Annotated in this window: 21 protein-coding genes; 20 read left to right on the top strand and 1 reads right to left on the bottom strand. The window is 71.6% G+C overall.

Annotated elements, in window-relative coordinates; genetic code table 11:
• Window positions 1–79 precede the first annotated feature (79 nt).
• The 11 genes from ACZ42A_RS17320 (at window position 80) to ACZ42A_RS17270 (ending at window position 13040) form a co-directional block, all read left to right on the top strand.
• Entirely contained in the window at window positions 80–1075 is a 996-nt protein-coding gene (locus ACZ42A_RS17320) for a LysR family transcriptional regulator (protein ID WP_468528038.1), read from the top strand.
• 48 nt (window positions 1076–1123) lie between these two features.
• The gene (gene nadE, locus ACZ42A_RS17315) at window positions 1124–1954 is read left to right on the top strand and encodes an ammonia-dependent NAD(+) synthetase (protein WP_468528037.1); all 831 of its coding nucleotides are present in this window, start codon (window positions 1124–1126) and stop codon (window positions 1952–1954) included.
• Between the two features lie 110 nt (window positions 1955–2064).
• A complete protein-coding gene (locus ACZ42A_RS17310; protein WP_468528036.1) occupies window positions 2065–2778 on the top strand; it encodes a hypothetical protein in 714 nt (237 codons plus the stop codon).
• Between the two features lie 175 nt (window positions 2779–2953).
• Window positions 2954–4357, top strand: a complete 1404-nt coding sequence (locus tag ACZ42A_RS17305; protein WP_468528035.1) for a nitrate/nitrite transporter — start codon at window positions 2954–2956, stop codon at window positions 4355–4357.
• 99 nt (window positions 4358–4456) lie between these two features.
• On the top strand, window positions 4457–5647 hold the full coding sequence (locus ACZ42A_RS17300; protein WP_468528034.1) for a uroporphyrinogen-III synthase: 1191 nt from the start codon (window positions 4457–4459) through the stop codon (window positions 5645–5647).
• 151 nt (window positions 5648–5798) lie between these two features.
• Window positions 5799–6419, top strand: coding sequence for a CGNR zinc finger domain-containing protein (locus ACZ42A_RS17295; RefSeq protein ID WP_468528033.1), 621 nt, complete (start codon window positions 5799–5801; stop codon window positions 6417–6419).
• Window positions 6420–6673: 254 nt separating this feature from the next.
• Entirely contained in the window at window positions 6674–7198 is a 525-nt protein-coding gene (locus ACZ42A_RS17290; RefSeq protein WP_050782511.1) for a sigma-70 family RNA polymerase sigma factor, read from the top strand.
• A 50-nt stretch (window positions 7199–7248) separates the two neighbouring features.
• Window positions 7249–8034, top strand: coding sequence for an anti-sigma factor family protein (locus ACZ42A_RS17285; RefSeq protein ID WP_468528032.1), 786 nt, complete (start codon window positions 7249–7251; stop codon window positions 8032–8034).
• A gap of 178 nt (window positions 8035–8212) precedes the next feature.
• On the top strand, window positions 8213–10558 hold the full coding sequence (locus tag ACZ42A_RS17280; protein WP_468528031.1) for a HelD family protein: 2346 nt from the start codon (window positions 8213–8215) through the stop codon (window positions 10556–10558).
• A gap of 366 nt (window positions 10559–10924) precedes the next feature.
• On the top strand, window positions 10925–12340 hold the full coding sequence (locus tag ACZ42A_RS17275; protein WP_468528030.1) for an NAD-dependent malic enzyme: 1416 nt from the start codon (window positions 10925–10927) through the stop codon (window positions 12338–12340).
• Between the two features lie 418 nt (window positions 12341–12758).
• Window positions 12759–13040 (top strand): HU family DNA-binding protein, encoded by a 282-nt coding sequence (locus ACZ42A_RS17270; RefSeq protein WP_003990598.1) that lies wholly within the window; start codon window positions 12759–12761, stop codon window positions 13038–13040.
• A 190-nt stretch (window positions 13041–13230) separates the two neighbouring features.
• Here the strand turns inward: ACZ42A_RS17270 and murA are convergent, their stop codons facing one another.
• Window positions 13231–14571, bottom strand: a complete 1341-nt coding sequence (gene murA, locus ACZ42A_RS17265; RefSeq protein WP_165999223.1) for a UDP-N-acetylglucosamine 1-carboxyvinyltransferase — start codon at window positions 14569–14571, stop codon at window positions 13231–13233.
• Window positions 14572–14826: 255 nt separating this feature from the next.
• Here murA and ACZ42A_RS17260 point away from each other — a divergent pair, with 255 nt between their 5' ends.
• The 9 genes from ACZ42A_RS17260 (at window position 14827) to ACZ42A_RS17220 (ending at window position 25895) form a co-directional block, all read left to right on the top strand.
• Window positions 14827–15399 (top strand): YqgE/AlgH family protein, encoded by a 573-nt coding sequence (locus ACZ42A_RS17260; protein ID WP_468528029.1) that lies wholly within the window; start codon window positions 14827–14829, stop codon window positions 15397–15399.
• Between the two features lie 30 nt (window positions 15400–15429).
• Window positions 15430–15711 (top strand): DUF3039 domain-containing protein, encoded by a 282-nt coding sequence (locus ACZ42A_RS17255; protein WP_043501286.1) that lies wholly within the window; start codon window positions 15430–15432, stop codon window positions 15709–15711.
• A 217-nt stretch (window positions 15712–15928) separates the two neighbouring features.
• Window positions 15929–17221 (top strand): extracellular solute-binding protein, encoded by a 1293-nt coding sequence (locus ACZ42A_RS17250; RefSeq protein WP_468528028.1) that lies wholly within the window; start codon window positions 15929–15931, stop codon window positions 17219–17221.
• Window positions 17222–17262: 41 nt separating this feature from the next.
• On the top strand, window positions 17263–18180 hold the full coding sequence (locus tag ACZ42A_RS17245; protein ID WP_468528027.1) for a carbohydrate ABC transporter permease: 918 nt from the start codon (window positions 17263–17265) through the stop codon (window positions 18178–18180).
• Window positions 18177–19022 carry a carbohydrate ABC transporter permease gene (locus tag ACZ42A_RS17240; RefSeq protein ID WP_468528026.1) on the top strand — a complete coding sequence of 282 codons (846 nt, stop codon included), beginning with the start codon at window positions 18177–18179 and terminating at the stop codon, window positions 19020–19022. Before ACZ42A_RS17245 ends, ACZ42A_RS17240 begins: the two co-directional genes overlap by 4 nt.
• A 4-nt stretch (window positions 19023–19026) precedes the next feature.
• On the top strand, window positions 19027–20655 hold the full coding sequence (locus tag ACZ42A_RS17235; RefSeq protein WP_468528025.1) for a beta-N-acetylhexosaminidase: 1629 nt from the start codon (window positions 19027–19029) through the stop codon (window positions 20653–20655).
• Between the two features lie 250 nt (window positions 20656–20905).
• A complete protein-coding gene (locus tag ACZ42A_RS17230; RefSeq protein WP_468528024.1) occupies window positions 20906–21799 on the top strand; it encodes an FAD binding domain-containing protein in 894 nt (297 codons plus the stop codon).
• Window positions 21796–23574: a (2Fe-2S)-binding protein gene (locus ACZ42A_RS17225; protein WP_468528023.1), complete on the top strand. Its 1779-nt coding sequence runs from the start codon at window positions 21796–21798 to the stop codon at window positions 23572–23574. The genes ACZ42A_RS17230 and ACZ42A_RS17225 overlap by 4 nt, the downstream gene beginning before the upstream one ends.
• Window positions 23571–25895 carry a xanthine dehydrogenase family protein molybdopterin-binding subunit gene (locus ACZ42A_RS17220; RefSeq protein WP_468528022.1) on the top strand — a complete coding sequence of 775 codons (2325 nt, stop codon included), beginning with the start codon at window positions 23571–23573 and terminating at the stop codon, window positions 25893–25895. The genes ACZ42A_RS17225 and ACZ42A_RS17220 overlap by 4 nt, the downstream gene beginning before the upstream one ends.
• The last annotated feature ends 106 nt before the right edge of the window (window positions 25896–26001 follow it).

Below are 26001 nucleotides of genomic sequence, written 5' to 3'. Positions count from 1 at the left end.
TAACCGTCGCCCGGAAGTGATCAAGAGGTCCAACACCGGTTGCGGGCCGATTCACTCATCGTTGTTGTAAATTCCCCGGGTGTCCCGCCGTTCTCACATAGAACCCCGGCTCCTGCGCGCCTTCGTCACCGTCGCCGAGGAGCTGCACTTCACCCGCGCCGCTGCCCGGCTGTACGTCGCCCAGCAGGCGCTCAGCCGCGATATACGGCGGCTGGAGCGGGAGCTGGGCGCCGAGCTGTTCGTCCGCACCACCCGCCAGGTGACCCTGACCGCCGACGGCGAGCGCCTGCTCCCCTACGCGCGCCGGGTCCTCCAGTCCCACGACGAACTCCTCACCGCTTTCGGTCAGGCCCGCCCGCTGCTGGTGGACTTGAACTCCGCGGGCCTCGGCACCCCGCGCCGCGTCCTCCACCGCGCCCGCGAACTCGCCTCGGAACAGGAGCTGATGGCCCGCTACGAGAGCGGCCTCACCGGCGCGGCGACAGAGCTGGTGGCGGGACGCCTTGACGCGTCCTTCGGCCGCTACGCCGGTCTCACCCCGGCCCTGCGCAGCCAACTGGAGCACCAGCCGGTGCGGTGGGAGCCGATGGCGATCATCCTGCCGGAGCACCACCGGCTGGCCTCGTGGGAGTCCGTGCCGCTGGCCGAGCTGGCGGGGGAGACGGTGTACGCCGGGGCCGGCAATCCGCGCACCCCCGAGTGGACGGATCTGGCGCACCGGTTGTTCGAGGGGCGGGGGATCGAGGTGGCGCCGCCCGTTCCCCTCGCCGTCGGGGACGAGGAGTTCGAGCGGATCATGGCCAAGGGCGGCTATCCGGTGCTGGCCGTGGTGGACTTCCCGGCGCTGACCGGGTGCGTACTGCGCCCGCTCGTGGACCCGGTTCCGTTGTCGCCGGTGTCTCTGGTGTGGCGGAAGGGGCTGGTGCATCCGGGGTTGGATGCGTTGCGGCGGGCGGCGGTGGAGGTGGGGGAGGGGGAAGGGTGGTTGGGGTGGCCGAGTGACGGGTGGGCTCCGCCCCTGGACATCTCACTCATGGCAAGCGGGGGCGGGAGGAAACACGCCGCCCGGTTGTGATCGCCGTCCTCTAGAGTTCTCCAGGCCCCACACGAGCGAGGAGTGATCGTGACCGACCTGGCACCCATAGCCCTGCAGCAGGAGATCGCCCGCGAACTTCAGGTGAGCGAGTTCTTCGACGCGCGGGAGGAGATCGAGCGCCGGGTGGCCTTCCTCGCCGAGCGGCTGACCTCTACGGGCCTGCGCTCGCTCGTGCTGGGCATCAGTGGCGGGGTGGATTCCTCGACCGCGGGCCGCCTGTGTCAGCTGGCGGTGGAGCGGGTGCGCGACGCCGGGCACGAGGCGACGTTCTTCGCGATGCGGCTGCCGTACGGGGTGCAGGCGGACGAGGCGGACGCGCAGCGGGCGCTGGAGTTCATCCGGGCCGACCGGGTGCTCACCGTTGACGTGAAGCCCGCGAGCGATGCCGCGCTGGAGGCCGTGGTGGCCGGCGGGACGGTGTTCCGGGACGCACACCACCAGGACTTCGTGCACGGCAACATCAAGGCCCGGCAGCGGATGATCGCGCAGTACGCGGTGGCGGGCGCGGAGAACGGTCTGGTCGTCGGCACCGATCACGCCGCCGAGGCGGTCTCCGGGTTCTTCACCAAGTTCGGTGACGGCGCCGCCGACGTCGTACCGCTGACCGGTCTCACCAAGCGGCGGGTGCGGGCCATCGCCGCCGAGCTGGGTGCGCCGGACGCCCTGGTCTGGAAGACCCCGACCGCCGACCTGGAGACCCTCGACCCGGGCAAGCCCGACGAGGACGCGCTCGGTGTCACCTACGACGACATCGACGACTTCCTGGAGGGCAAGCCGGTCGCCGAGCCCGCCTTCGAGGCGATCGTCCGCCGCTACCGGCTCACCGAGCACAAGCGACAGCTGCCGATCGCTCCCTGACGCTCTCCGACCGCCGCTGGTCGGTTCCGCGTCGGCGCGCCCGTATGGAAAACTGCCCCGCGTTGCGCAAGTGAACGAAGTGACCCAAGCGACGTGGGGAGTGGGTTCGGGTGAGCAAGCGGCACATACAGAAGATGCTGCGGCTGATGGCGAGCGGGGAACCCGTGCAGGTCACGAGTGCGATGGCGTCCGTGAAGAAGCTCGCCAAGCTCGCCTTCGTTGCCCAGCAGTTCGGGTATGAGTACGCCGATGTGCGGCAAGGCGGGGCCAACAACAGCTCGCTCGTGATGCTCGTCGTGCCCGATCCCTCGCCCCACGCCCGGGCGCGGGCCGCGCAGAACTGGGCTCAGTATCCGAACGCGGGGGATGGGGTCTCGCTGCCGCCGTTCGTGCCGGACGCGCTGGAGCTGCTCAAGGCGCGGATCAACTTCGACCTCACCGGGAAGAGCGCCGAGAAGCGGATGATCTACGGGGCGATCGGTGTCACCGTGGGGTCCCTGGTCGTCGCCGTGCAGGATGGCGGGGAGGCTCTGCTCTGGGCCGGGATTCTCTGGGTTTTCTTTATGAGCATCCTCGGTCTCGGGTTCTTCGTCACCCGGCGGCGTAACGCCAAGTTCGCGGCGCGGCTCCAGGCCGCCGGGTTCGCGCGGGTCGCCGACGAGAGCGGGCGGGTGCGGTATCTGCCGCCAGGCGGGCAGCTGCCCGGGCACGGGAATCCGTTCGCTCAGCCCTACGGCCAGCAGCCGTATGCGCCGTACCCCCCTTCGTACCCCCAGCACCCCCAGCCCCACCAGAACCCCCACTGGCAGCCCCCGGCCCACTGAGCCGGCTGATCCAGCTGATCCGGGAACGACCTCTCATCCCCTCTCCCCCCAGGGTGAGAGCAAAGTTCCTTTCCGGTCACCCGCTGCCACAGGCCGGAAACGCGCCCTCCCTACCTTCGGGACTCAGCCACTCGTAGCCGATTGGACCCCGAGCCCGGAGCACCGTGGAGGCGTCATGACTGCCCCTAGTACCGCCCCCAGTACAGCCCCCGCACCCCCGCCCCCCGGCAGGGGCGGCCGCTGGATCCAGCACTGGGATCCGGAGGACGAGACGTTCTGGAGGGAGAAGGGGGAGAGGATCGCCCGGCGGAACCTCTTCTTCTCCGTGCTGTCCGAGCACATCGGGTTCTCGATCTGGACCCTGTGGTCGGTGCTGGTGCTGTTCATGGGGCCGGAGTACGGGCTCACCCCCGCCGACAAGTTCCTGCTGACCTCGATGGTCACGCTGGTGGGAGCCGTCGTACGTGTCCCGTACACCTTCGCCGTGGCGATCTTCGGTGGTCGGAACTGGACGATCATCTCCGCCGGACTCCTGCTCGTCCCGTCCGTCGCCGCGTTCGTCGTCATGGAGCCGGGGACGTCCTTCTCCACCTTCCTCCTCGTCGGTCTGCTGGCCGGCGTCGGCGGCGGTAACTTCGCCTCCTCCATGACCAACATCAACGCCTTCTTCCCGCTCAGGAAGAAGGGGTGGGCGCTCGGGCTGAACGCGGGTGGCGGGAACATCGGCGTGCCCGTCATCCAGCTCGTCGCCCTGGCCATCATCGGGGCGAGCGGCGGGCCGCGCGTGCTGCTCGGGATCTACATCCCGCTGATCTTCGTCGCCGCCGTCCTCGCCGCGCTCTTCATGGACAACCTGGAGAACGTCAAGAACGACACCGGCGCCGCCAAGGACGCCGCGAAGGACGGCCACACCTGGATCATGTCCTTCCTCTACATCGGGACGTTCGGGTCGTTCATCGGCTACTCCTTCGCCTTCGGGCAGGTGCTCACGAACCAGTTCGGGCGTACTCCGCTCCAGGCCGCGTACCTCACCTTCATCGGTCCGCTGCTCGGGTCCCTCATCCGGCCCGTCGGCGGGTGGCTCGCCGACCGGTACGGCGGGGCGCGCATCAGCCTCTACAACTACGTCGGCATGGGCGTCGCGACCGCCGTTCTCGTCTACGCCAGCATCGAGAAGTCGCTCGCGTTGTTCGTCTCCGTGTTCGTCGTTCTCTTCGTGCTGAGCGGGCTCGGGAACGGTTCCACCTTCAAGATGATTCCCGGTATCTTCCACGCCAAGGCCCTCGCCAAGGGGCTGCGCGGCGAGGAGGCCGCGGCCTACGGGCGGCGGCTGTCCGGGGCGTCGATGGGGCTGATCGGCGCGGTCGGCGCGCTCGGCGGAGTCGGCATCAACATGGCCTTCCGGCAGTCCTTCATGTCCTACGGCTCCGGCACCGGCGCCTTCGTTGCCTTCCTGGTCTGGTACGCGCTGTGCTTCATGGTCACCTGGGCCGTATACCTTCGCCGTCCCGCGCGGACCGAAACGGCGGCCGAGCCGACCGCCGACGAGAAGCCGCAGCTCAGCTACGCCCAGGTGTGACGTAACACCGGCGACATCGAGCCGATCCGAGCCTGTCACGCGGCGTTGACAGGCTCGGCGGCATGTAGGTGCAACGGACTCGAGTGCGGGACGAGAGTTATGTACGACGAACAGCAGCGACCGGACAAGCGACCGGACGACGGGATCCAGGAGCGGGCGGCCGAACATGGCCCCCTCGCCGGGTTCACCGTGGGCGTGACGGCCGCGCGCCGGGCCGATGAGCTCGGGGCGTTGCTCCAGCGGCGCGGAGCCGCGGTCCTGCATGCCCCGGCACTGCGGATCGTGCCGCTCGCCGACGACAGCGAGCTGCTGTCCGCCACCAAGGAGCTGCTCGACCGGGTGCCGGACGTGGTCGTGGCCACCACCGCCATCGGGTTCCGCGGCTGGATCGAGGCCGCCGACGGGTGGGGCTTCGGCGAGGCGCTGCTGGAGCGGCTGCGCGGGGTGGAGCTGCTCGCCCGCGGGCCGAAGGTGAAGGGCGCGATCCGGGCCGCCGGGCTGACCGAGGAGTGGTCGCCGTCCTCCGAGTCGATGGCCGAGGTGCTGGACCGGCTCCTGGAGGAGGGCGTCGACGGGCGCCGGATCGCCGTACAGCTGCACGGTGAGCCGCTGCCCGGGTTCGTCGAGTCGCTGCGGGCGGGCGGCGCCGAGGTGATCGGCGTGCCCGTGTACCGGTGGCTGCCGCCGGAGGACCTCTCGCCCGTCGACCGGCTGCTGGACGCCACCGTCTCCCGGGGCATCGACGCGCTCACCTTCACCAGCGCGCCGGCCGCCGCGTCCCTGCTGGGCCGGGCCGAGGAGCGCGGGCTGCTGCCCGAACTGCTCGCCGCCCTCCACCACGACGTCCTCCCGGCCTGCGTCGGACCGGTCACCGCGCTGCCCCTCCAGGCCCGCGGCGTCGACACCGTGCAGCCCGAACGCTTCCGGCTCGGCCCGCTGGTCCAGCTGCTCTGCCAGGAACTGCCCGCGCGGGCCCGGTCGTTGCCGATCGCCGGGCACCAGGTGGAGATCCGCGGGCACGCGGTGCTGGTGGACGGGGCGCTGCGGCCCGTACCGCCCGCCGGGATGTCCCTGCTGCGGGCCCTGTCCCGGCGGCCGGGCTGGGTGGTCGCCCGCGCGGAACTCCTGCGGGCCCTGCCGGGCGCGGGCCGCGACGAGCACGCCGTCGAGACGGCCATGGCCCGCCTGCGGACGGCCCTCGGCGCGCCCAAACTCATCCAGACCGTCGTCAAACGCGGCTACCGGCTCGCCCTCGACCCGGCCGCCGACGCCAAGTACGCAGACGTCTGATACGCCGACGTCTGACACGCCGACGTCTGAGCCCACACCCGCCGGCGCATACCCCGCGTCTCATCCATGGCCGTTCCAGGGGGTTACGGAGGGGAATCCGGGCAGGCACTGTAGGAGGGACCCTCGGTGACCCCTAGGCGGTGACAGGCGCATGGCACTGGGTACGGCCACGGACGCTCCCGAGCTGCGGTTCGACGCCGGGCGGCACTGTCTCGACCTGCTGGCGACCACCCATCCCGGGGAACGGCTGGACTCGGTCGAGGTGCTGCGTGCCTGGATCGCCGGGTCCGGACTGGTGCCGCCGGGCACCCCGCTCGCGCACGCGGACACCTCCTGGCTGCTCGGATTCCGCGAACTGCGCGCCCGTATCGACCCGTTGGTGCGCGGCGCGCTGCGCCCCGGCGGGACCGGGACGGCGTACGACCGTGCTCTCGCCCGGCTCAACGAGATTGCGCGCGCCGCGCCCCCGGCTCCCCGCGCGGTGCGCGCCGCGGACGGCACGCTCGTCCGGCGGCTGGACCGCCCGCCCGAGTCCGCCGCGCTGCTCGCGGCGGTGGCCCGGGACGCCGTGGACCTGCTCACCGATCCTTCCGCGCGGGCGTGTCTGCGGCAGTGCGCGGGCGACAACTGCCCGATCGTCTACCTCGACACCTCGCGCGGGCGGCGCCGGCGCTGGTGTTCCAGCGAGGTGTGCGGGAACCGGGAGAGGGTGGCGCGGCACCGGCGCCGGGTGGCCCAGGTGGCCCTGCCAAGTGCCGCGCCGGCGAAGTGATGTGGGTAACACCGAGTCCGTGGCGACCCTTGTCTTCGTGGGGGAAATGTAAAGGCAGGGCGGGGGAATTGTGGCCCCATGTCCGCCTCGTCGTGTCACCTCGCAGAAATCTGTCGCCCGCCTTTGAACACCCAACGCCCCGTGTCCGTACCCGTCGTTGAGCGACCGGCTGGGGGAACCCCCGGACATCGGAGGTGGGCGTGCGCAAGGATTCCGTCGTGGCCAAGGAACGAGGAACGAGGGCCCGACATCGCATGTCTTCTCAACCCTCGGAGCCCGACGAGGAGCTGATGCGTGCGCTGTACCGCGAGCACGCCGGACCCCTGCTCGCCTATGTGCTGCGCCTCGTCGCCGGAGACCGGCAGCGCGCCGAGGACGTGGTGCAGGAAACGCTCATCCGTGCCTGGAAGAACGCCGGTCAGCTCAACCGAGCGACCGGATCGGTACGCCCCTGGCTGGTGACGGTCGCCCGGCGCATCGTCATCGACGGCCACCGCAGCCGGCAGGCCCGGCCGCAGGAGGTCGACCCGTCGCCGCTGGAGGTCATCCCCGCGGAGGACGAGATCGACAAGGCGCTGTGGCTGATGACGCTGTCGGACGCGCTCGACGACCTGACCCCGGCCCACCGGGAGGTGCTCGTCGAGACGTACTTCAAAGGGCGTACCGTCAATGAGGCGGCTCAGACCCTGGGGATACCGAGCGGCACAGTGCGCTCCCGGGTGTTCTACGCGCTGCGTTCGATGAAGCTGGCACTGGAGGAGCGGGGGGTGACGGCGTGATGAGTGGATACGGGGGATACGGCGCGGGGGGTCCGGGTATGTCTGGCCCCATGCAGGGATCTCAGGGGCCAGAGGGACCCACGGGCCCGAACGAACACGAGACCGTCGGCGCCTACGCCCTCGGGATTCTCGACGACGCCGAAGCAACCGCTTTCGAGGCCCATCTCGCGAGCTGCGAGTGGTGCGCCCAGCAGCTCGACGAGCTGGCCGGGATGGAGCCGATGCTCGCGGCGCTCGCCGACCTGCCCGGCACCGGCACGCCCGCGATCGGCGAGTCCCTGTCCGCGAAGCCCAGCCCGCGGCTGGCGGAGAGACTGGTCGACGAGGTCGCCGAGCGCCGCGCGCAGAAGCGCCGGCGCGGTTTCTACATGGTCGCGGCGGCGGCCGCGCTGATCGTCGGCGGACCGTTCGTCGCCGTGGCGACCAGCGGGGGCGACGACGGCGGCGGCCGGCCGGTCTCCGCCCACGCCACCAGCCCCGCCAAGGCGTCCTTCGACGAGATCGACGACAAGGTCACCGCCGTCGACCCGGGCACGCAGGTCAGCGCGACCGTGGCACTGGAGAAGAAGGCCTGGGGCACCCACGCCGTCCTGGAGCTGAAGAACGTCAAGGGCCCGCAGAAGTGCTCCCTGATCGCCGTCGGCAAGAACGGCGAACGCGAGACGGTCACCTCCTGGTCGGTCCCGAACTGGGGCTACGGCATCCCGGGCGCCACGACGGAACAGGCCAAGCAGCCGCTGTACGTCCACGGCGGCGCAGCCTTCACCCCCGAGGAGATCGACCACTTCGAGGTCATGACCTTCGACGGGAAGCGTTTGGTGGAGGTGGACGCGTAGGGCCCGCCCCCAGGGCGCCCGCAGGGCGCCTTAGGGGCGCGGGGAACTGCGCGACCAGCCACACCAAACCCGCACCCGCCGACGGACGGAACCCCCACTTCACTGGGCGCCCCCGTAGCCGCCGCAGGCCACTTTCGCGTACGGTGGACGGCTGCCCAGCACGTCAGAAGGGGGCCCGGTGGCCGCACAGGCTCAGCAGACTTCCGCGGTCGACTCGGTTCGGGACACCGGTCACGACTCCGTTCACGACTCCGTACGCGATCGCGAGATCGGCGTCGAACAGGAACACCTCGACAAGGTCTACCGCCGCCTGGAGGAGAAGATCCACGAGGCGGAGTTCCTGATGGAGGACGCGGCCCGCCGCGGCCAGGTCGGCACGCCCGGCGCGCTCGCCGAGCGGGACGCGCAGGTCTTCCGCGCGGGCGTCCACCTGAACCGGCTGAACAACGAGTTCGAGGACTTCCTGTTCGGCCGGATCGACCTGCTGCTCGGCAAGGACGGCAAGAAGGGCCCGGACGGCGCGTACACGGCGGTCGAGCCCGCCGAGGGTGCCGTACGCCCCGACAACACCGCCGACATCGCCGAGACCCTGCACATCGGCCGCATCGGCGTCCTCGACCAGGACTACGCCCCGCTGGTCATCGACTGGCGGGCACCCGCCGCCGCCCCCTTCTACCGCTCGACCCCGGTGGACCCGGGCCGGGTCGTACGCCGCCGGGTCATCCGCTCCAAGGGGCGCAAGGTGCTCGGCGTCGAGGACGACCTGATGCGGCCCGAGCTGAAGGCGTTCCTGGACGGCCGCGAGCTGCCGGTGATCGGCGACGGCGCCCTCATGGCCGCCCTCGGCCGGGCCCGCAGCCACACCATGCGCGACATCGTCGCCTCCATCCAGGCCGAGCAGGACCTCGTCATCCGTGCCCCCGCCGCCTCCGTGACGTACGTCGAGGGCGGGCCCGGCACCGGCAAGACCGCCGTCGCGCTGCACCGCGCCGCCTACCTGCTCTACCAGGACCGGCGCCGGTACGCGGGCGGCATCCTGATCGTCTCGCCGACCCCGCTGCTGGTGGCGTACACCGAGGGCGTGCTGCCCTCGCTCGGCGAGGAGGGCCAGGTCGCGATCCGCGCGATCGGCTCGCTGGTCGACGGCGCCGAGGCCACGCTGTACGACTCGCCGTCGGTGGCCCGCGCCAAGGGCTCGAACCGCATGCTGAAGGTGCTGCGGAAGGCCGCGCGCGGGGCGCTGGAGCTGAACGATTCACCGGACCGCCTCAGGGTCGTCGCCTTCGGCCGCCGGCTCGAACTGGAGGCCGAGGAGCTGGACCGGATCCGGCGCGCCGCGCTGGGCGGCACCGCCCCGGTCAACCTGCTGCGCCCGCGCGCCCGCAAGCTGCTGCTGGACGCCCTGTGGGAGAAGTCCGGCGCCGCCGGCCGGCACACCGACCCCGAGCTGGCCGCCGAGCTGCGCTCCTCCTTCGACGAGGACGTGACGAGCGAGGACTCCTTCACCGGGTTCCTCGACGCCTGGTGGCCGGAGCTGACCCCGGCGGGCGTGCTGGCCGCCATGGCCGACGAGAGGCGGCTCGGCCGCTGGTCCCGGCGGGTGCTCAACCCCGGCGAGGTGCGCAGGGTGGCCCGTTCGCTGAAGCGGGACGGCCATTCCGTGCACGACATCGCGATGCTCGACGAGCTCCAGGCCATCCTCGGCGCCCCCGCCCGGCCCCGGAAGAAGCGCGAGCTGGACCCGCTGGACCAGCTCACCGGCCTGGAGGAGCTGATGCCGGTGCGCGAGGAGTCGCAGCGCGAGCGGGCGGAGCGGCTGGCCGCCGAGCGCACCGAGTACGCCCATGTCATCGTCGACGAGGCCCAGGACCTCACGCCGATGCAGTGGCGCATGATCGGCCGCCGCGGCCGGCACGCCACCTGGACGATCGTCGGCGACCCGGCCCAGTCCTCCTGGTCCGACCCCGACGAGGCGGCCGAGGCCCGCGACGAGGCCCTGGGCACCCGCCCGCGCCGCCGCTTCCGGCTCACCGTGAACTACCGCAACCCGGCCGAGATCGCCGAGCTGGCGTCGAAGGTGCTGGCGCTGGCGATGCCGGGGTCCGAGTCGCCGTCGGCGGTCCGCTCGACCGGCGTGGAGCCGCGTTTCGTGACAACGAACAAGGGACACGGCACGGCCGTGGGGGAGTCGCTGCGGGAGACCGTCCGCGCGGAGGCCGCACGGCTGCTGGAGAGGGTCGACGGCACGATCGGCGTCGTCGTCGCGATGAACCGGCGTGAGGAGGCGCGGCGCTGGCTGGCCGGTCTCGGCGACCGGGTGGTGGCGCTGGGCAGCCTGGAGGCGAAGGGTCTGGAGTACGACGCGACGGTCGTCGTCTCGCCGGCGGAGATCGCCGACGAGTCCCCGGCGGGCCTCAGGGTGCTGTACGTCGCCCTGACCCGGGCCACCCAGCAGCTGACGGTGGTCTCCGGGGAGCGGGACGAGCCGGACGCGGCCGGAGTGCCGGACCTGCTCAGGGACTGACCGGGGGATGTTCTCCCGTACGGGAATGGCCGTCCGGGATCGTTTGTTAGCCTGGGTGTGACACCGGCTCGATCCAAGCCCCCGGGCCCAACCTTCGTCCCTTAGAGGGACCACTTGCCGCGAGGCGAGCATGGCGGGTCGGTGTCATGACCGTACGAAGAGGCCCACGTCCGATGTGACGTGGGCCTCTTTGTTGCCGTTCGACTGGCTGATCGATTCTCGTATCGTGGAAGATGTTTTCCGAAGTCGCGCGCAGCCCTGTGAACAAAACGTCCGCAATCCGGGGCGGCTACCACGTACTGAGGGGTAGGTGCGACGATCGGACGGCACAACTTCGCGACACGGTGAAAGCAGAGGAAGTCGGCCATGGCAACGGCGCCCAGCGTCTCCTACTCGATGACCATCCGGCTGGAGGTGCCCGCGAGCGGAACCGCCGTCTCGCAGCTCACCACCGCCGTGGAGTCCTCCGGAGGCTCGGTGACCGGCCTCGACGTCACCGCGTCCGGTCACGAGAAGCTCCGTATCGACGTGACGATCGCCGCCACGTCGACCGCGCACGCCGACGAGATCGTCGAGAAGCTGCGCGGCATCGAGGGTGTGACGCTCGGCAAGGTCTCCGACCGTACGTTTCTGATGCACCTCGGCGGCAAGATCGAGATGGCGTCGAAACACCCCATCCGCAACCGTGACGACCTCTCCATGGTCTACACGCCGGGCGTGGCCCGCGTCTGCATGGCCATTGCCGAGAACCCCGAGGACGCCCGCCGCCTCACCATCAAGCGCAACTCCGTTGCGGTCGTGACGGACGGCTCCGCCGTGCTCGGCCTGGGCAACATCGGCCCCAAGGCCGCGCTGCCCGTCATGGAGGGCAAGGCGGCCCTCTTCAAGCGGTTCGCCGGTATCGACGCCTGGCCCATCTGCCTCGACACCCAGGACAGCGACGCCATCGTCGAGATCGTCAAGGCGATCGCCCCCGGGTTCGCCGGCATCAACCTCGAGGACATCTCCGCGCCCCGCTGCTTCGAGATCGAGGCCCGGCTGCGCGAGGCCCTCGACATCCCCGTCTTCCACGACGACCAGCACGGCACCGCGATCGTCGTGCTTGCCGCCCTCACCAACGCGCTCCGCGTGGTGAACAAGGGAGTTGGCGACGTCCGCGTCGTCATGTCCGGCGCCGGCGCGGCCGGTACGGCCATCCTCAAGCTGCTGATCGCCGCCGGCGTGAAGCACGCCGTCGTCGCCGACATCCACGGCGTGGTGCACGCCGACCGCGAGGACCTGGTCGACGCCGCCCCCGACTCCCCGCTGCGCTGGATCGCCGACAACACCAACCCCGAGGGCATCACCGGCACCCTCAAGGAGGCCGTGCGCGGCGCCGACGTCTTCATCGGCGTCTCCGCCCCGAACGTCCTCGACGGCGACGACGTGGCCGCCATGGCCGACGACGCCATCGTGTTCGCGCTCGCGAACCCGGACCCCGAGGTCGACCCGGCAATCGCCCGTCAGACGGCCGCAGTTGTGGCCACCGGCCGCTCCGACTTCCCGAACCAGATCAACAACGTGCTGGTCTTCCCGGGCGTCTTCCGCGGCCTGCTGGACGCCCAGTCCCGCACGGTGAACACCGAGATGATGCTCGCCGCCGCCAAGGCCCTCGCGGACGTCGTCACCGAGGACGAGCTGAACCCGAACTACATCATCCCGTCCGTCTTCAACGACAAGGTCGCGGGCGCCGTGGCCGGCGCCGTGCGGGACGCGGCGCGGGCGGCGGGCGCCACGGCGTGACAGCCCCCGGCACCTTGAAAACCCCGGGTCCCCCCGGCACGTGAAAACCCCTCGCGCGGCCGGGCCGGGGCTGTGAGGATCGCCACGATGCGTCGCCGCCACGGCGCGTCGTGGAACCATGCGGGTCCGCCCGGCCTCTAGGGTGGGCGGGCCGTCGGCCGTCCTCGGGTGGACCGGGCCGGTCAGTGGCGCTCTTCGTGTGACTCCCAAGGGTGTTCTCACGACTCCAACGGGTGCCGGATTGGCTTTCCCGCCGCAGGTAGGGGCAGGATGCGTCCCTGGGCGTCGCGAGAGTCCAACGACGGACCCGGGTCCGGGACCCGTCCGAGGGCCCTGGCACCATCGGCCTCGCTGTGCCCGATATGCGGCTCCGCCGCGTGGCACGCCCCAACAGCAAGAAGAACACGGGAGTAACAACATGAACCGCAGTGAGCTGGTGGCCGCGCTGGCCGACCGCGCCGAGGTGACCCGCAAGGACGCCGACGCCGTGCTGGCCGCGTTCGCCGACGTCGTCGGCGACATCGTCTCCAAGGGGGACGAGAAGGTCACCATCCCCGGCTTCCTGACCTTCGAGCGCACCCACCGTGCCGCTCGCACCGCGCGCAACCCGCAGACCGGTGAGCCGATCCAGATCCCGGCCGGGTACAGCGTGAAGGTCTCCGCGGGCTCGAAGCTCAAGGAAGCGGCCAAGGGTAAGTAAGGGCGCGTTTTCGCCGTGCCGGCTTAGCGCCGTGGGCGACTGCGGGCCGTTTGTGGCTGGTCGCGCCCACGCGGCGGAGCCGCATATCGATACGGCCCCGCGCCCCTTTAGGGCGCTGCACTGAACACGGATGGGGCGGTCACCCGGATTCGGGTGGCCGCCCCATCGGCGTACGTACGGGAGCTGCTGTCTAGCCGAGGGCCTTGCCCGGGAGTTCCACCTTCGCGCCCAGCTCCACGAGCTTCTCCATGAAGTTCTCGTAGCCGCGGTTGATCAGGTCGATGCCGTGGACGCGGGACGTGCCCTGGGCCGCCAGGGCCGCGATCAGGTACGAGAAGCCGCCGCGCAGGTCCGGGATGACCAGGTCGGCGCCCTGGAGGCGGGTGGGGCCGGAGACGACCGCGGAGTGCAGGAAGTTGCGCTGGCCGAAGCGGCAGTCGGAGCCGCCGAGACACTCGCGGTAGAGCTGGATGTGCGCGCCCATCTGGTTCAGGGCGGAGGTGAAGCCGAGGCGGGACTCGTAGACCGTCTCGTGGATGATCGACAGGCCGGTCGCCTGGGTGAGGGCGACGACCAGCGGCTGCTGCCAGTCGGTCTGGAAGCCGGGGTGGACGTCCGTCTCCAGGGCGATGGACTTCAACTGCCCGCCCGGGTGCCAGAAACGGATGCCCTCGTCGTCGATCTCGAAGGCGCCGCCCACCTTCCGGTAGGTGTTCAGGAACGTCATCATCGAGCGCTGCTGGGCGCCACGGACGTAGATGTCGCCCTCGGTCGCGAGCGCCGCGGACGCCCAGGAGGCGGCCTCCAGGCGGTCCGGAAGGGCGCGGTGGGTGTAGCCGCCGAGCTTGTCCACACCGGTGATGCGGATCGTGCGGTCGGTGTCCATCGCGATGATGGCGCCCATCTTCTGCAGGACGCAGATCAGGTCCTCGATCTCCGGCTCCACGGCCGCGTTCGAGAGTTCCGTCACGCCCTCGGCGAGCACCGCCGTCAGCAGCACCTGCTCGGTCGCGCCGACCGACGGGTACGGCAGCCGGATCTTGGTGCCGCGCAGCCGCTGCGGGGCCTCCAGGTACTGGCCGTCCGCCCGCTTCTCGATCGTCGCGCCGAACTGCCGCAGCACGTCGAAGTGGAAGTCGATGGGCCGGCCGCCGATGTCACAGCCGCCGAGGCCCGGGATGAAGGCGTGGCCGAGGCGGTGCAGGAGCGGGCCGCAGAACAGGATCGGGATGCGGCTGGAGCCCGCGTGCGCGTCGATGTCCGCCACGTTGGCGCTCTCGACATGCGTCGGGTCGAGCACCAGCTCGCCCGGCTCCTCGCCCGGACGGACCGTCACCCCGTGCAGCTGGAGCAGTCCGCGCACCACGCGTACGTCGCGGATGTCCGGCACGTTGCGCAGCCGGCTCGGAGCGCTGCCCAGCAGGGCGGCGACCATGGCCTTCGGCACGAGGTTCTTCGCGCCGCGGACACGGATCTCGCCCTCCAGCGGGGTTCCGCCGTGGACAAGCAGGACATCGTCGTTGACGGTCATGAATCTCGCGTTCCGTTGGAGTGTTCCGGGCAGGGCAGGAGAGACAGAGTAATCGCCGTGGACCCCCCTCCTGTAAGCCCGATGGCAGCTTGGTCACGTCATAGGTGTGTCACAACACGAACCGTTCCCTATCGGGCACATGGGGTCACGGCCGCCCCCGTGCGCGCGGGGCGCACCGGTGCGCCCTGCCGTGCGTTCGCCCGCGGATCCGGATTGCCTCCCCATGCCGGGGGAAGATGCGGGATCATGTCTGGCATGACCGAGGTGTCCTCGCTCACAGGGCGGCTGCTCGTGGCAACGCCCGCCCTGGCGGACCCGAACTTCGACCGTGCGGTGGTGCTCCTTCTCGACCACGACGAGGAGGGCTCCCTCGGTGTCGTCCTCAACCGTCCGACGCCAGTGGACGTGGGCGACATCCTGGAGGGCTGGGCGGACCTGGCCGGCGAGCCCGGCGTGGTCTTCCAGGGCGGCCCGGTGTCACTGGACTCGGCCCTCGGGGTCGCCGTCGTCCCCGGCGGAGCGTCCGGGGAGGCCGCCCCGCTGGGCTGGCGCCGGGTGCACGGCGCGATCGGTCTCGTCGACCTGGAGGCCCCGCCGGAGCTCCTCGCCTCGGCCCTCGGCTCCCTGCGGATCTTCGCCGGATACGCCGGCTGGGGCCCCGGTCAGCTGGAGGACGAGCTGGTGGACGGCGCCTGGTACGTGGTCGAGTCGGAACCCGGCGACGTCTCCTCCCCGGCCCCGGAGAGACTCTGGCGCGAGGTGCTGCGCCGGCAGCGCAACGAGCTGGCGATGGTGGCGACGTATCCGGACGACCCTTCGCTCAACTGAAGCATGTGAGCTTCAGTACTCTTGGGTTCTATGAGCACTCTCGAGCCCGAGCGCGGGACTGGTACGGGGACCCTCGTAGAGCCGACGCCGCAGGTGTCCCATGGTGACGGCGACCACGAGCGCTTCGCCCACTACGTCCAGAAGGACAAGATCATGGCGAGCGCCCTCGACGGCACCCCCGTCGTGGCGCTGTGCGGCAAGGTCTGGGTGCCGGGCCGCGACCCCAAGAAGTACCCCGTGTGTCCCATGTGCAAGGAGATCTACGAGTCCATGGGCGCCGGCGGTGACGACAAGGGCAAGGGCGACAAGTAACCCTTCCGCTGTGCCCTGCTGATCTTCGCGAGGCCCCCGAGGCGCATTTTGCGCGCCTCGGGGGCCTTTGTGCTGTCCGGGCGTTGCACGGGATGCGTCCGCCGGTCACAGAGTGGTTGAGACCTCTTGTCGGCATGTTCATGCACTTCTAGCCTCCACAGTGTTGTGCACAGCAAAACGCTTATTGCATATGCTGCAACGCTCGGAGGACTGCTCCATGAAGCTCCCCGCCCGACTGGCCGTGCTCCTCGCCGTCATGGCCGCCACCGCCTGCGCCCCACAGACCTCGGACACCTCCGCCTCCGGCGAGGACGACAGAACCGGCACCCTGCGGGTCTGGCTCTTCCAGGAGGTCGACAACCAGCCCAAGGAGCGGGTCGTCGACGCGGTCGTGGACCGCTTCGAGAAGGCCCACGACGGCACCGAGGTGTCCGTCGAGTACATCCCCGTCGAGACCCGCGCCCAGCGCGTCAAGGCCGCCTTCAACGACCCCGCGTCCGCGCCCGACGTCATCGAGTACGGCAACACCGACACCGCCGGCTATGTGAAGGACGGCGGCCTCGCGGACGTCGGCGAGGAGTTCGCCGCCTGGCCCGAGGCCGCCGACACCGACCCGACGGCCCGGCAGGCGGTGACCGTCGACGGCAGGGTCTACGGCGCCCCGTTCTTCGTCGGCGTCCGCGCCCTCTACTACCGCACCGACGTCTTCGACGACCTCGGCCTCGAAGTGCCGAGAACACTGGACGAGTTGACCGATACGGCGCAGCGGATCCGGGCCGCCCGGCCCGACCTGTACGGCCTCGTCGTCGGCGGTGCCTACACCTACGGCGCCCTGCCCTTCGTCTGGGCCCACGGCGGCGAACTCGCCACCGGCGAGGACGGCTCGTACACCGCCGCCGTCGACAGCCCCGCCGCGCGGCGTGGCATCACGGCGTACACCTCCCTCTTCGGCGACGACAACTGCCCCGCCGCCAAGTGCGCCGGCATGACCGGCAACGACACGGTCACCGCCTTCGCGTCCGGCAAGGCGGGCATGGCCATCGCCGGGGACTTCAGCCACGCGGCCGTCGAGGCGGGGGCGGTCAAGGGCAAGTACGCCGTCGTACCGCTCCCTGGGGTGAAACCCGGGGAGATCGCGCCCGCCTTCGCCGGCGGCAACAACATCGGCGTCCTGAAGAGCACCTCGCACCGCACTCTCGCCGTCGACCTGATGAAGCGCCTCGCCTCCAAGGACACCCAGCGCGAACTCTTCGACGCGATGGGCTTCCTGTCGACCTTCACGGACGTACGGCAGGAGGTGGCCGCCGAGGAGCCGTTCGTGCGGCCCTTCGTGCGCACCCTGGCCGCCGGGACGAAGTTCGTGCCCGCCTCGCCCGCGTGGGCGCGGATCGACTCCTCGCTGGTGCTGCCGACGATGTTCCAGGAGATCGTCAGCGGGAGGAAGGACGTGGCGACGGCGTCGAGGGACGCGGCGCGGAAGATGAACGACGCGTTTGGCTCCGCCGGGTGAGCGGGGTGCCTACCGGGGTGGGGGATGCCGTGCGTCGGCGGGTGCGGGTTGTGGGTGGCTCGGCGCGCAGTTCCCCGCGCCCCTATCGGCGTTACTGCACCCCTTGGCTGTACCTTGCCCCCGCTCTCGTCATCCTTGGTGGGCTGCTCGTCTACCCCGTCTATCAGCTTGGGTTGATCTCGCTCTTCGAGTACACCCAGGCCCAGGTCAGCGGCGGAGAGCCGACCTCCTTCCAGGGGTTCGGCAACTACACGGCCCTGTTCCGGGACGAGCAGTTCTGGCAGGTGCTGCTGGCGACCGTGCTGTTCGCCGCCGCCTGTGTGGTGTGCACCCTCGCCGTGGGGTGCGCGCTCGCCGTGCTGCTCACGCGGGTGCGGGCGCTGCCCCGGCTCGCGCTGATGCTGGCCGCGCTGGGCGCGTGGGCGACCCCGGCGGTCACCGGGTCGACGGTGTGGCTGCTGCTGTTCGACCCGGACTTCGGGCCCGTCAACCGGGTGCTCGGGCTCGGCGACCACTCCTGGACGTACGGCCGGTACAGCGCGTTCCTGCTGGTCCTGCTCGAAGTGGTGTGGTGTTCCTTCCCGTTCGTGATGGTGACGGTGTACGCGGGTATCCGCGCGGTGCCGTCCGAGGTGCTGGAGGCCGCCGCGCTGGACGGTGCCTCGCAGTGGCGGATCTGGCGGTCGGTGCTCGCGCCGATGCTCCGCCCGATCCTGGCGATCGTCACCATCCAGTCGGTGATCTGGGACTTCAAGGTCTTCACCCAGATCTACGTCATGACGAACGGCGGTGGAATCGCCGGGCAGAACCTGGTGCTGAACGTCTACGCCTACCAGCGGGCGTTCGCGTCCTCCGAGTACAGCCTCGGCTCGGCGATCGGCGTGGTGATGCTGCTGATCCTGCTCGCGGTGACGCTCGTCCACTTGCGGCTGCTGCGCGGGCAGGGGGAGAAGCTGTGAATTCCGTACGCGCTCTCGTACGGCGTCCCTGGCGGCTGGCCGCCGAGGCGTCCGCGCTGCTGGTGGCCGCCGTGGTGGCGTTCCCGCTGTACTGGATGGTGCTGAGCGCCGTCCGGCCGGCCGGGGAGATCGAGTCGAGCGAGCCGCGGCCCTGGACGCTCGCGCCCTCGCTGGATTCCTTCCGGAGGGTCTTCGGGCAGCAGGAATTCGGCCGTTACTTCCTCAACAGTCTGCTCGTCGCGGGCACCGTGGTGATCGCCTCCGGGCTCATCGCGTTTCTCGCGGCGACCGCCGTGACGCGATTCCGGTTCCGCTTCCGCACCACTTTGCTGATCATGTTTCTGGTGGCCCAGATGGTGCCGGTCGAGGCGCTCACGATCCCGCTGTTCTTCCTCATGCGGGACGCCGGCCAACTCAACACCCTGGGCTCGCTGATCCTGCCGCACATCGCCTTCTCGCTGCCGTTCGCGATCTGGATGCTGCGGGGGTTCGTGAAGGCGGTTCCGGAGGCGCTGGAGGAGGCCGCGTACATCGACGGGGCGAGCCGGTCGCGATTCCTCTGGCAGATCCTTTTCCCGCTCGTCTTCCCGGGCCTGGTGGCCACCAGTGTGTTCTCCTTCATCTCGGCCTGGAACGACTTCCTGTTCGCCAAGTCGTTCATCATCAGCGACACCTCCCAGTCCACGCTTCCGATGGCCCTGCTGGTCTTCTACAAGCCGGAGGATCCGGACTGGGGCGGGGTGATGGCGGCGTCCACGGTGATGACGATTCCGGTGCTGGTGTTCTTCGTACTCGTACAGCGACGGCTGGTCTCGGGGCTGGGCGGAGCGGTAAAGGACTGACGACATGGGATTCGAGGATCTGATTCCGGCTCCGCGGAAGGCGTGGTGGGTGCCGCCCGCGCGGGGGGCGTTTCCGCTGGACGAGGAGACCGTGCTCCACGCGGAGCCCGGCACCGAGCGGGTGGCGCTCTGGCTGCGCAGCACCCTGGGTGCCGCCACCGGACTGCCGTTCGCCGAGGGCCGCGACGACAACGGCATCGTGCTGCGCGTGGACCCGGAGCTGGCGCCGGAGGCGTACCGCGTCGTCGTCGACGGGTATGCGATCCGCGTCGACGGCGGGAGCGCGGCCGGCGTCTTCTGGGGCGCGCAGACCTTCCGCCAGCTGCTGGGTCCCGACGCCTTTCGGCGGGCGCCGATCGATCCGGCGCGCCGGGAGTGGGACGTGCCGATGGTCGTGATCGAGGACTCACCCCGCTTCCGCTGGCGCGGCCTCCTGCTCGACGTCGCCCGGCACTTCATGCCCAAGGACGGAGTCCTGCGCTACCTCGACCTGATGGCCGCGCACAAACTCAATGTCCTCCACTTCCACTTGACCGACGACCAGGGCTGGCGCGTCGAGATCAGGAAGTATCCCCGGCTGACCGAGGTCGGCTCCTGGCGGGCGCGGACGAAATTCGGTCACCGTGCCTCGCAGCTGTGGGAGGAGAAGCCACACGGTGGCCACTACACCCAGGACGACATCCGGGAGATCGTCGCCTACGCCGCCGAGCGGCATATCACCGTCGTCCCGGAAATCGACATACCGGGCCACTCGCAGGCCGCCATCGCGGCGTATCCGGAACTCGGGAACACCGACGTCATCGACACCACCGCCCTCTCCGTCTGGGACAACTGGGGAATCTCTCCCAACGTACTCGCCCCCACTGACAACACCCTGCGCTTCTACGAGGACGTCTTCGAGGAAGTGCTGGAGCTGTTCCCCTCGCGCTTCGTTCATGTCGGAGGCGACGAATGTCCCAAGGACCAGTGGAAGCGCTCGGCGGTGGCGCAGGCGCGTATCCGGGAACTCGGGCTCGCCGACGAGGACGGGCTGCAGTCGTGGTTCATCGGCCACTTCGACCGGTGGCTGGCCGCGCGGGGGCGCCGGCTCATCGGCTGGGACGAGATCCTGGAGGGCGGTCTCGCGCCGGGGGCGGCGGTGTCGTCGTGGCGCGGGTACGCGGGCGGGGTGACGGCCGCGCGCGCGGGGCACGACGTCGTCATGTGCCCGGAGCAGCAGGTCTATCTGGACCACCGGCAGGACGCGGGTGCGGACGAGCCGGTCCCCATCGGCTACGTCCGCACCCTGGAGGACGTCTTCCGGTTCGAGCCGGTTCCCCCGGAGTTGACGCCCGAGGAGGCCGGGCATGTGCTCGGCACGCAGGCCAATGTGTGGACCGAGGTGATGGAGGACCCCGCGCGGGTGGACTACCAGGTCTTCCCCCGGCTCGCCGCCTTCGCCGAGGTCGCCTGGAGCGCGCTGCCCGCCCCGCACGAGCGGGACTTCGCCGGCTTCGAGCGGCGGATGGCCGCCCACTACCGGCGACTTGACGCCCTCGGGGTGGCCTACCGGCCGCCGACCGGACCGCGGCCGTGGCAGCGGCGGCCGGGGGTGCTCGGGCGTCCGCTCGACGGGCCGCCCCCGAGGCGGTAGACCGGCGGCCCCTCCGAACACGTAAGTGGAAAAATTCCGGCAGCTTCACCGAAGTGGGGCAATTCGCGCGCATCGGAGCGGCCGTGCGAAAACGGACCATCTCCCTGGTGAGGTGGGCGAATGCCTCCTAGCGGACCCCCGCGTTCGGGCCCTGCGAAGATGTGCCAGAGTTGCCACGTCCGCCCTGTCAGCACGTACCGTACGGCAGCACAGGCGGGACCAGGTGGGGCAGCGGGAAGGGGCAGCCGGTTTGACCACGCACGCACCGCAGGCGGCGCAGGCCGTCACCCTGCCCGCCACGCTCGACGAGGCCGTGGCGGCGCTCACCGCGATGCCCGCCGCGGTCCCGGTGGCGGGCGGCACCGACCTGATGACCGCCGTCAACTCCGGTCAGCTCAGGCCCGCCGGACTGGTGGGACTCGGCCGTATCAGCGAGATCCGCGGCTGGCAGTACCAGGACGGTCACGCTCTGCTCGGCGCCGGCCTCACGCACGCGCGGATGGGCCGCCCGGACTTCGCCGCCCTCATCCCCGCGCTCGCCGCCGCCGCGCGCGCCGCGGGCCCGCCGCACATCCGCAACGCCGGCACCCTGGGCGGCAACATCGCCTCCGCCGCCCCCACCGGCGACGCGCTGCCGGTGCTGGCCGCCCTGGAGGCGACGCTGATCGTCGCCGGTCCGGGCGGGGCGCGTCGGGAGGTTCCGGTGTCGCATCTGCTGGCCGGCATGGAGATGCTGCGCGGCGGCGAACTCATCGGCTACGTGCGCGTGCCCCTACTGCACGCGCCGCAGGTGTTCCTGAAGGCCACCGGCCGCACCGGCCCCGGGCGGGCCGTCGCCTCCGTCGCCCTGGTCCTCGACCCCGCGCGGCGCGGTGTCCGGTGCGCCGTGGGCGCCATAGCGCCGATGCCGCTGCGGCCCCTGGAGGCCGAGCAGTGGGTCGCCCAGCTCATCGACTGGGACAACGACCGCGCGATCGTGCCGGAGGCGCTGCACGCCTTCGGCGAGTACGTCGCCGCGGCCTGCATCCCCGACCCGGCCCCGGCCGAGGACGGCTCCGTGCCGTCGTTGCCGCCCGCCGTACTGCACCTGCGGCGCACCGTCGCCGCGCTGGCCCGACGAGCACTGGGGAGGGCGCTGTCGTGACCGACGACCAGCACGGAGACCGGCACGGAGAGGGCACGCCCCAGGGCGGCGGCCGCTGGGACCCGCTGCCCCAGGGCGACTACGACGACGGCGCCACCGCGTTCGTGAAGCTGCCCGAAGGGGGCATCGACGCGCTCCTCGCCTCCTCCGAGAGCCCGCTCGCCGCGCCCGGCCACGGCTATGTGCCCCCGCCCATAACGGTCGCCCCGGCCACCACCGCGGGCACCGACCCGGCGGCGACCGGCACCTGGGCCATGCCCGCCGACGGCGTCCAGTGGCCCGACCCGAACGCGGCCCCGCAGCAGGACGCCGGGCACGACCAGTTCACCTACGACCCCGGGGCGACCGGGCAGTGGACGTACGAGACCTACGAGTCGTACGAGTCGTACGACGAGACCGCCGAGGCGCCGCCCGCGCCCGGCCATGACGTGACCGGGCAGTGGTCGATCCCCGTCGCCGGGGGCGATCTCCCGGACGAGTCGGGCGAGTTCACCACGTCGGCCCTGGTCGAGCAGTGGGGCGGCACCCCGCCCGCCACCCTGCCCGGCGGCGCGCCCGCGCCCTGGGCGACGGAGGGCGCGGGACAGAACTGGGCGCAGCAGGCGACGGCCGGGGACGGCGGTACGCCCGCGGAGCAGCCCGCCGAGCCCACGCCCCCGCATGGCACGTACGCCGGGCACGTCCCGGAGACCGGGGCGCCGGGGGAGCCGCAGCCGTCGGCGCCCGGCGCGGGCGCTGTGGAGGCGGTGGAGACGGCACCGGACGCGGCGCCCGCCGGGGAGGCCGTTTCCGGGGCCGCTGAGGCTCCTGGGGGAGCCGAGGGTGCCGAGGGGGCCGAGGAGGCCTCCAGGGGCGCCGAGAGCCCCGCTGAGGGCCCAGGCGAGGCGTCTCCGGAGGGCGGGCACGCCGCGCACGACCCGGAGGCCGAGAGCCGGCCGGGCGACGCCGAGTCCGCCGCGGCCGCTCAGCGCCCGTCGGCCGGGGACCCGCCGCCATCCGCTGCCTCGGAAGCCGCCTCTCCGTCGGCGTCGGCCGACGGGACGGAAGCAGCCGCCGAGTCCGACCAGGCGCCCGACGCCGCCGGACCCGCCGAGGCGGCTCCCGCGCCCCCGGGCGAGGAACACCCCCTCGCCTCCTACGTGCTGCGCGTCAACGGCAGCGACCGTCCCGTCACCGACGCGTGGATCGGCGAGTCGCTGCTGTACGTGCTGCGGGAACGGCTCGGGCTCGCGGGCGCCAAGGACGGCTGCTCGCAGGGCGAGTGCGGGGCGTGCAACGTGCAGGTCGACGGGCGGCTCGTGGCCTCCTGCCTGGTCCCGGCCGTGACCGCCGCGGGCAGCGAGGTCCGCACCGTCGAGGGCCTGGCCGTCGACGGGCAGCCCTCGGACGTGCAGCGGGCGCTCGCCCGGTGCGGCGCGGTGCAGTGCGGGTTCTGCGTGCCCGGCATGGCGATGACCGTGCACGACCTGCTGGAGGGCAACCCGGCGCCGACCGAGCTGGAGACCCGCCAGGCGCTGTGCGGCAACCTGTGCCGCTGCTCCGGCTACCGGGCCGTCGTCGAGGCCGTCAAGGAGGTCGTCGCCGAGCGCGACGCGCACTCGGCGGCGGAGGCGGCCGAACACGGCCCCGAGGACGCCCGTATTCCGCACCAGGCGGGTCCGGGCGCCGGGGGCGTCAACCCGTCGGCGTTCGAGGCGTTCGAGCCGCGCGACCAGTCGTTCGGGCAGGCACACGGACAGGGACACGGACAGGGACAGGACGGAGGCCAGGCGTGAGCAACGAAGCCGCCACCGCGACCACCGCCACCGCGGCCGGCACCGCGGAGGCCGGCCCCGCCCCGGAGCCGATCCCGCACGGCCTCGGCTCCTCGCTGCCCGCCGCCGACGCGCGCGCCAAGACGGAGGGCACCTTCCCGTACGCGGCCGACCTGTGGGCCGAGGGCCTGCTGTGGGCGGCCGTACTGCGCGCGCCGCACGCGCACGCGCGCATCACGTCGATCGACACCACCCACGCGCGCGCGATGCCCGGCGTCCGGGCCGTCGTCACCCACGAGGACGTGCCCGGCAGCCCGCTGTACGGCCGGGGCAAGACCGACCGCCCGGTCTTCGCCTCCGACGTCGTACGCCACCACGGCGAGCCGATCGCCGCCGTCGCCGCCGACCACCCGGACACCGCGCGGATGGCCGCCGCGGCCGTCATCGTCGAGTACGAGGTACTCGACCCGGTGACCGACCCGGAGCAGGCCTTCGAGGCCGAGCCGCTGCACCCCGACGGCAATCTGATCCGGCACATCCCGCTGCGCCACGGCGACCCCGAGGCGGCCGGCGAGGTCGTCGTCGAGGGCCTGTACCGCATCGGCCGCCAGGACCCGGCCCCCATCGGCGCCGAGGCCGGCCTCGCCGTACCGCGCCCCGACGGCGGCGTGGAGCTGTACCTGGCCTCCACCGACCCGCACGCCGACCGCGACACGGCCGCCGCCTGCTACGGCCTGGAGCCCGAGCGCGTCAAGATCGTCGTCACCGGCGTCCCCGGCGCCACCGCCGACCGCGAGGACCAGGGCTTCCAGCTGCCGCTCGGCCTGCTCGCCCTGAAGACCGGCTGCCCGGTGAAACTCACCGCCACGCGGGAGGAGTCCTTCCTGGGCCACGCCCACCGCCACCCCACCCTCCTGCGCTACCGCCACCACGCGGACGCCGAGGGCCGGCTGGTGAAGGTCGAGGCCCAGATCCTGTTGGACGCGGGCGCGTACGCGGACACCTCGTCGGACGCCCTGGCGGCGGCGGTGTCGTTCGCCTGCGGCCCGTACGTCGTCCCGAACGCCTTCATCGAGGGCTGGGCCGTACGCACCAACAACCCGCCCTCCGGCCATGTGCGCGGCGAGGGCGCGATGCAGGTCTGCGCCGCCTACGAGGCGCAGATGGACAAGCTGGCGAAGAAGCTCGGCATCGAACCGGCGGAGCTGCGCCTGCGCAACGTCATGGCGACGGGTGACATCCTGCCCACCGGCCAGACGGTGACCTGCCCGGCGCCGGTCGCCGAACTCCTCCAGGCGGTACGGGACTTCCCGCTCCCGCCGCTGCCCAAGGACACCCCCGAGGAGGAGTGGCTGCTGCCCGGCGGCCCCGAGGGCGCGGGCGAGCCGGGCGCGGTGCGCCGGGGCGTGGGCTACGGCCTGGGCATGGTGCACATGCTCGGCGCGGAGGGCGCCGACGAGGTCTCCACGGCCACGGTGAAGGTCCAGGACGGGGTGGCGACGGTGCTGTGCGCGGCCGTCGAGACCGGCCAGGGCTTCACCACGCTGGCCCGGCAGATCGTCCAGGAGGTCCTGGGCGTCGACGAGGTCCACGTGGCACCGGTGGACACCGACCAGCCGCCGGCCGGGGCGGGCTGCCGAGGCCGACACACCTGGGTCTCGGGCGGCGCGGTGGAACGTGCGGCGAAGATGGTCCGTACGCAGCTTCTCCAGCCGCTGGCGCAGAAGTTCGGCATGTCCACCGAGCTGCTGCAGATCGCCGACGGCAAGATCACCTCCTACGACGGAGTCCTGTCGACCACCGTCGCCGAGGCGCTGGACGGCAAGGAGCTGTGGGCGACCGCGCAGTGCCGCCCGCACCCGACGGAGCCGCTGGACGACGCCGGTCAGGGCGACGCCTTCGTGGGCATGGCCTTCTGCGCGATCCGCGCGGTGGTCGACGTCGACATCGAGCTGGGCTCGGTACGGGTCGTGGAGCTGGCGGTCGCGCAGGACGTGGGCCGGGTGCTGAACCCCGCCCAGCTGGCGGCCCGGATCGAGGCGGGCGTCACCCAGGGCGTCGGCATCGCCCTCACCGAGAACCTGCGCACCCCGCGCGGAGTGATACGGCACCCCGACCTCACCGGCTACGCCCTGCCGACGGCCCTGGACGCGCCGGACATCCGGATCGTCAAGCTGGTCGAGGAGCGGGACGTGGTCGCGCCGTTCGGCGCCAAGGCGGTCAGCGCGGTGCCGGTGGTGGCGTCGCCGGCGGCGATCGCGTCGGCGGTACGGGCGGCGACGGGCCGCGCGGTGAACCGCCTCCCGATCCGCCCGCAGGCGGCGGTGGTGACGGCTCAGTAGCCCCCGGATCCACCCCGGATCCACCCCGGATCCACCCCGGACCCATCCCGGATCCGGCGGATTTGGGCTGGTCGGGCCGATTGTCAGTGGCGCCGCGTAGTGTTCT

This window comes from Streptomyces sp. NPDC030838, from assembly GCF_055572035.1.
The sequence above is the reverse complement of the archived record's forward strand: the minus strand, read 5'-3'. Positions and strand labels throughout refer to the sequence as shown.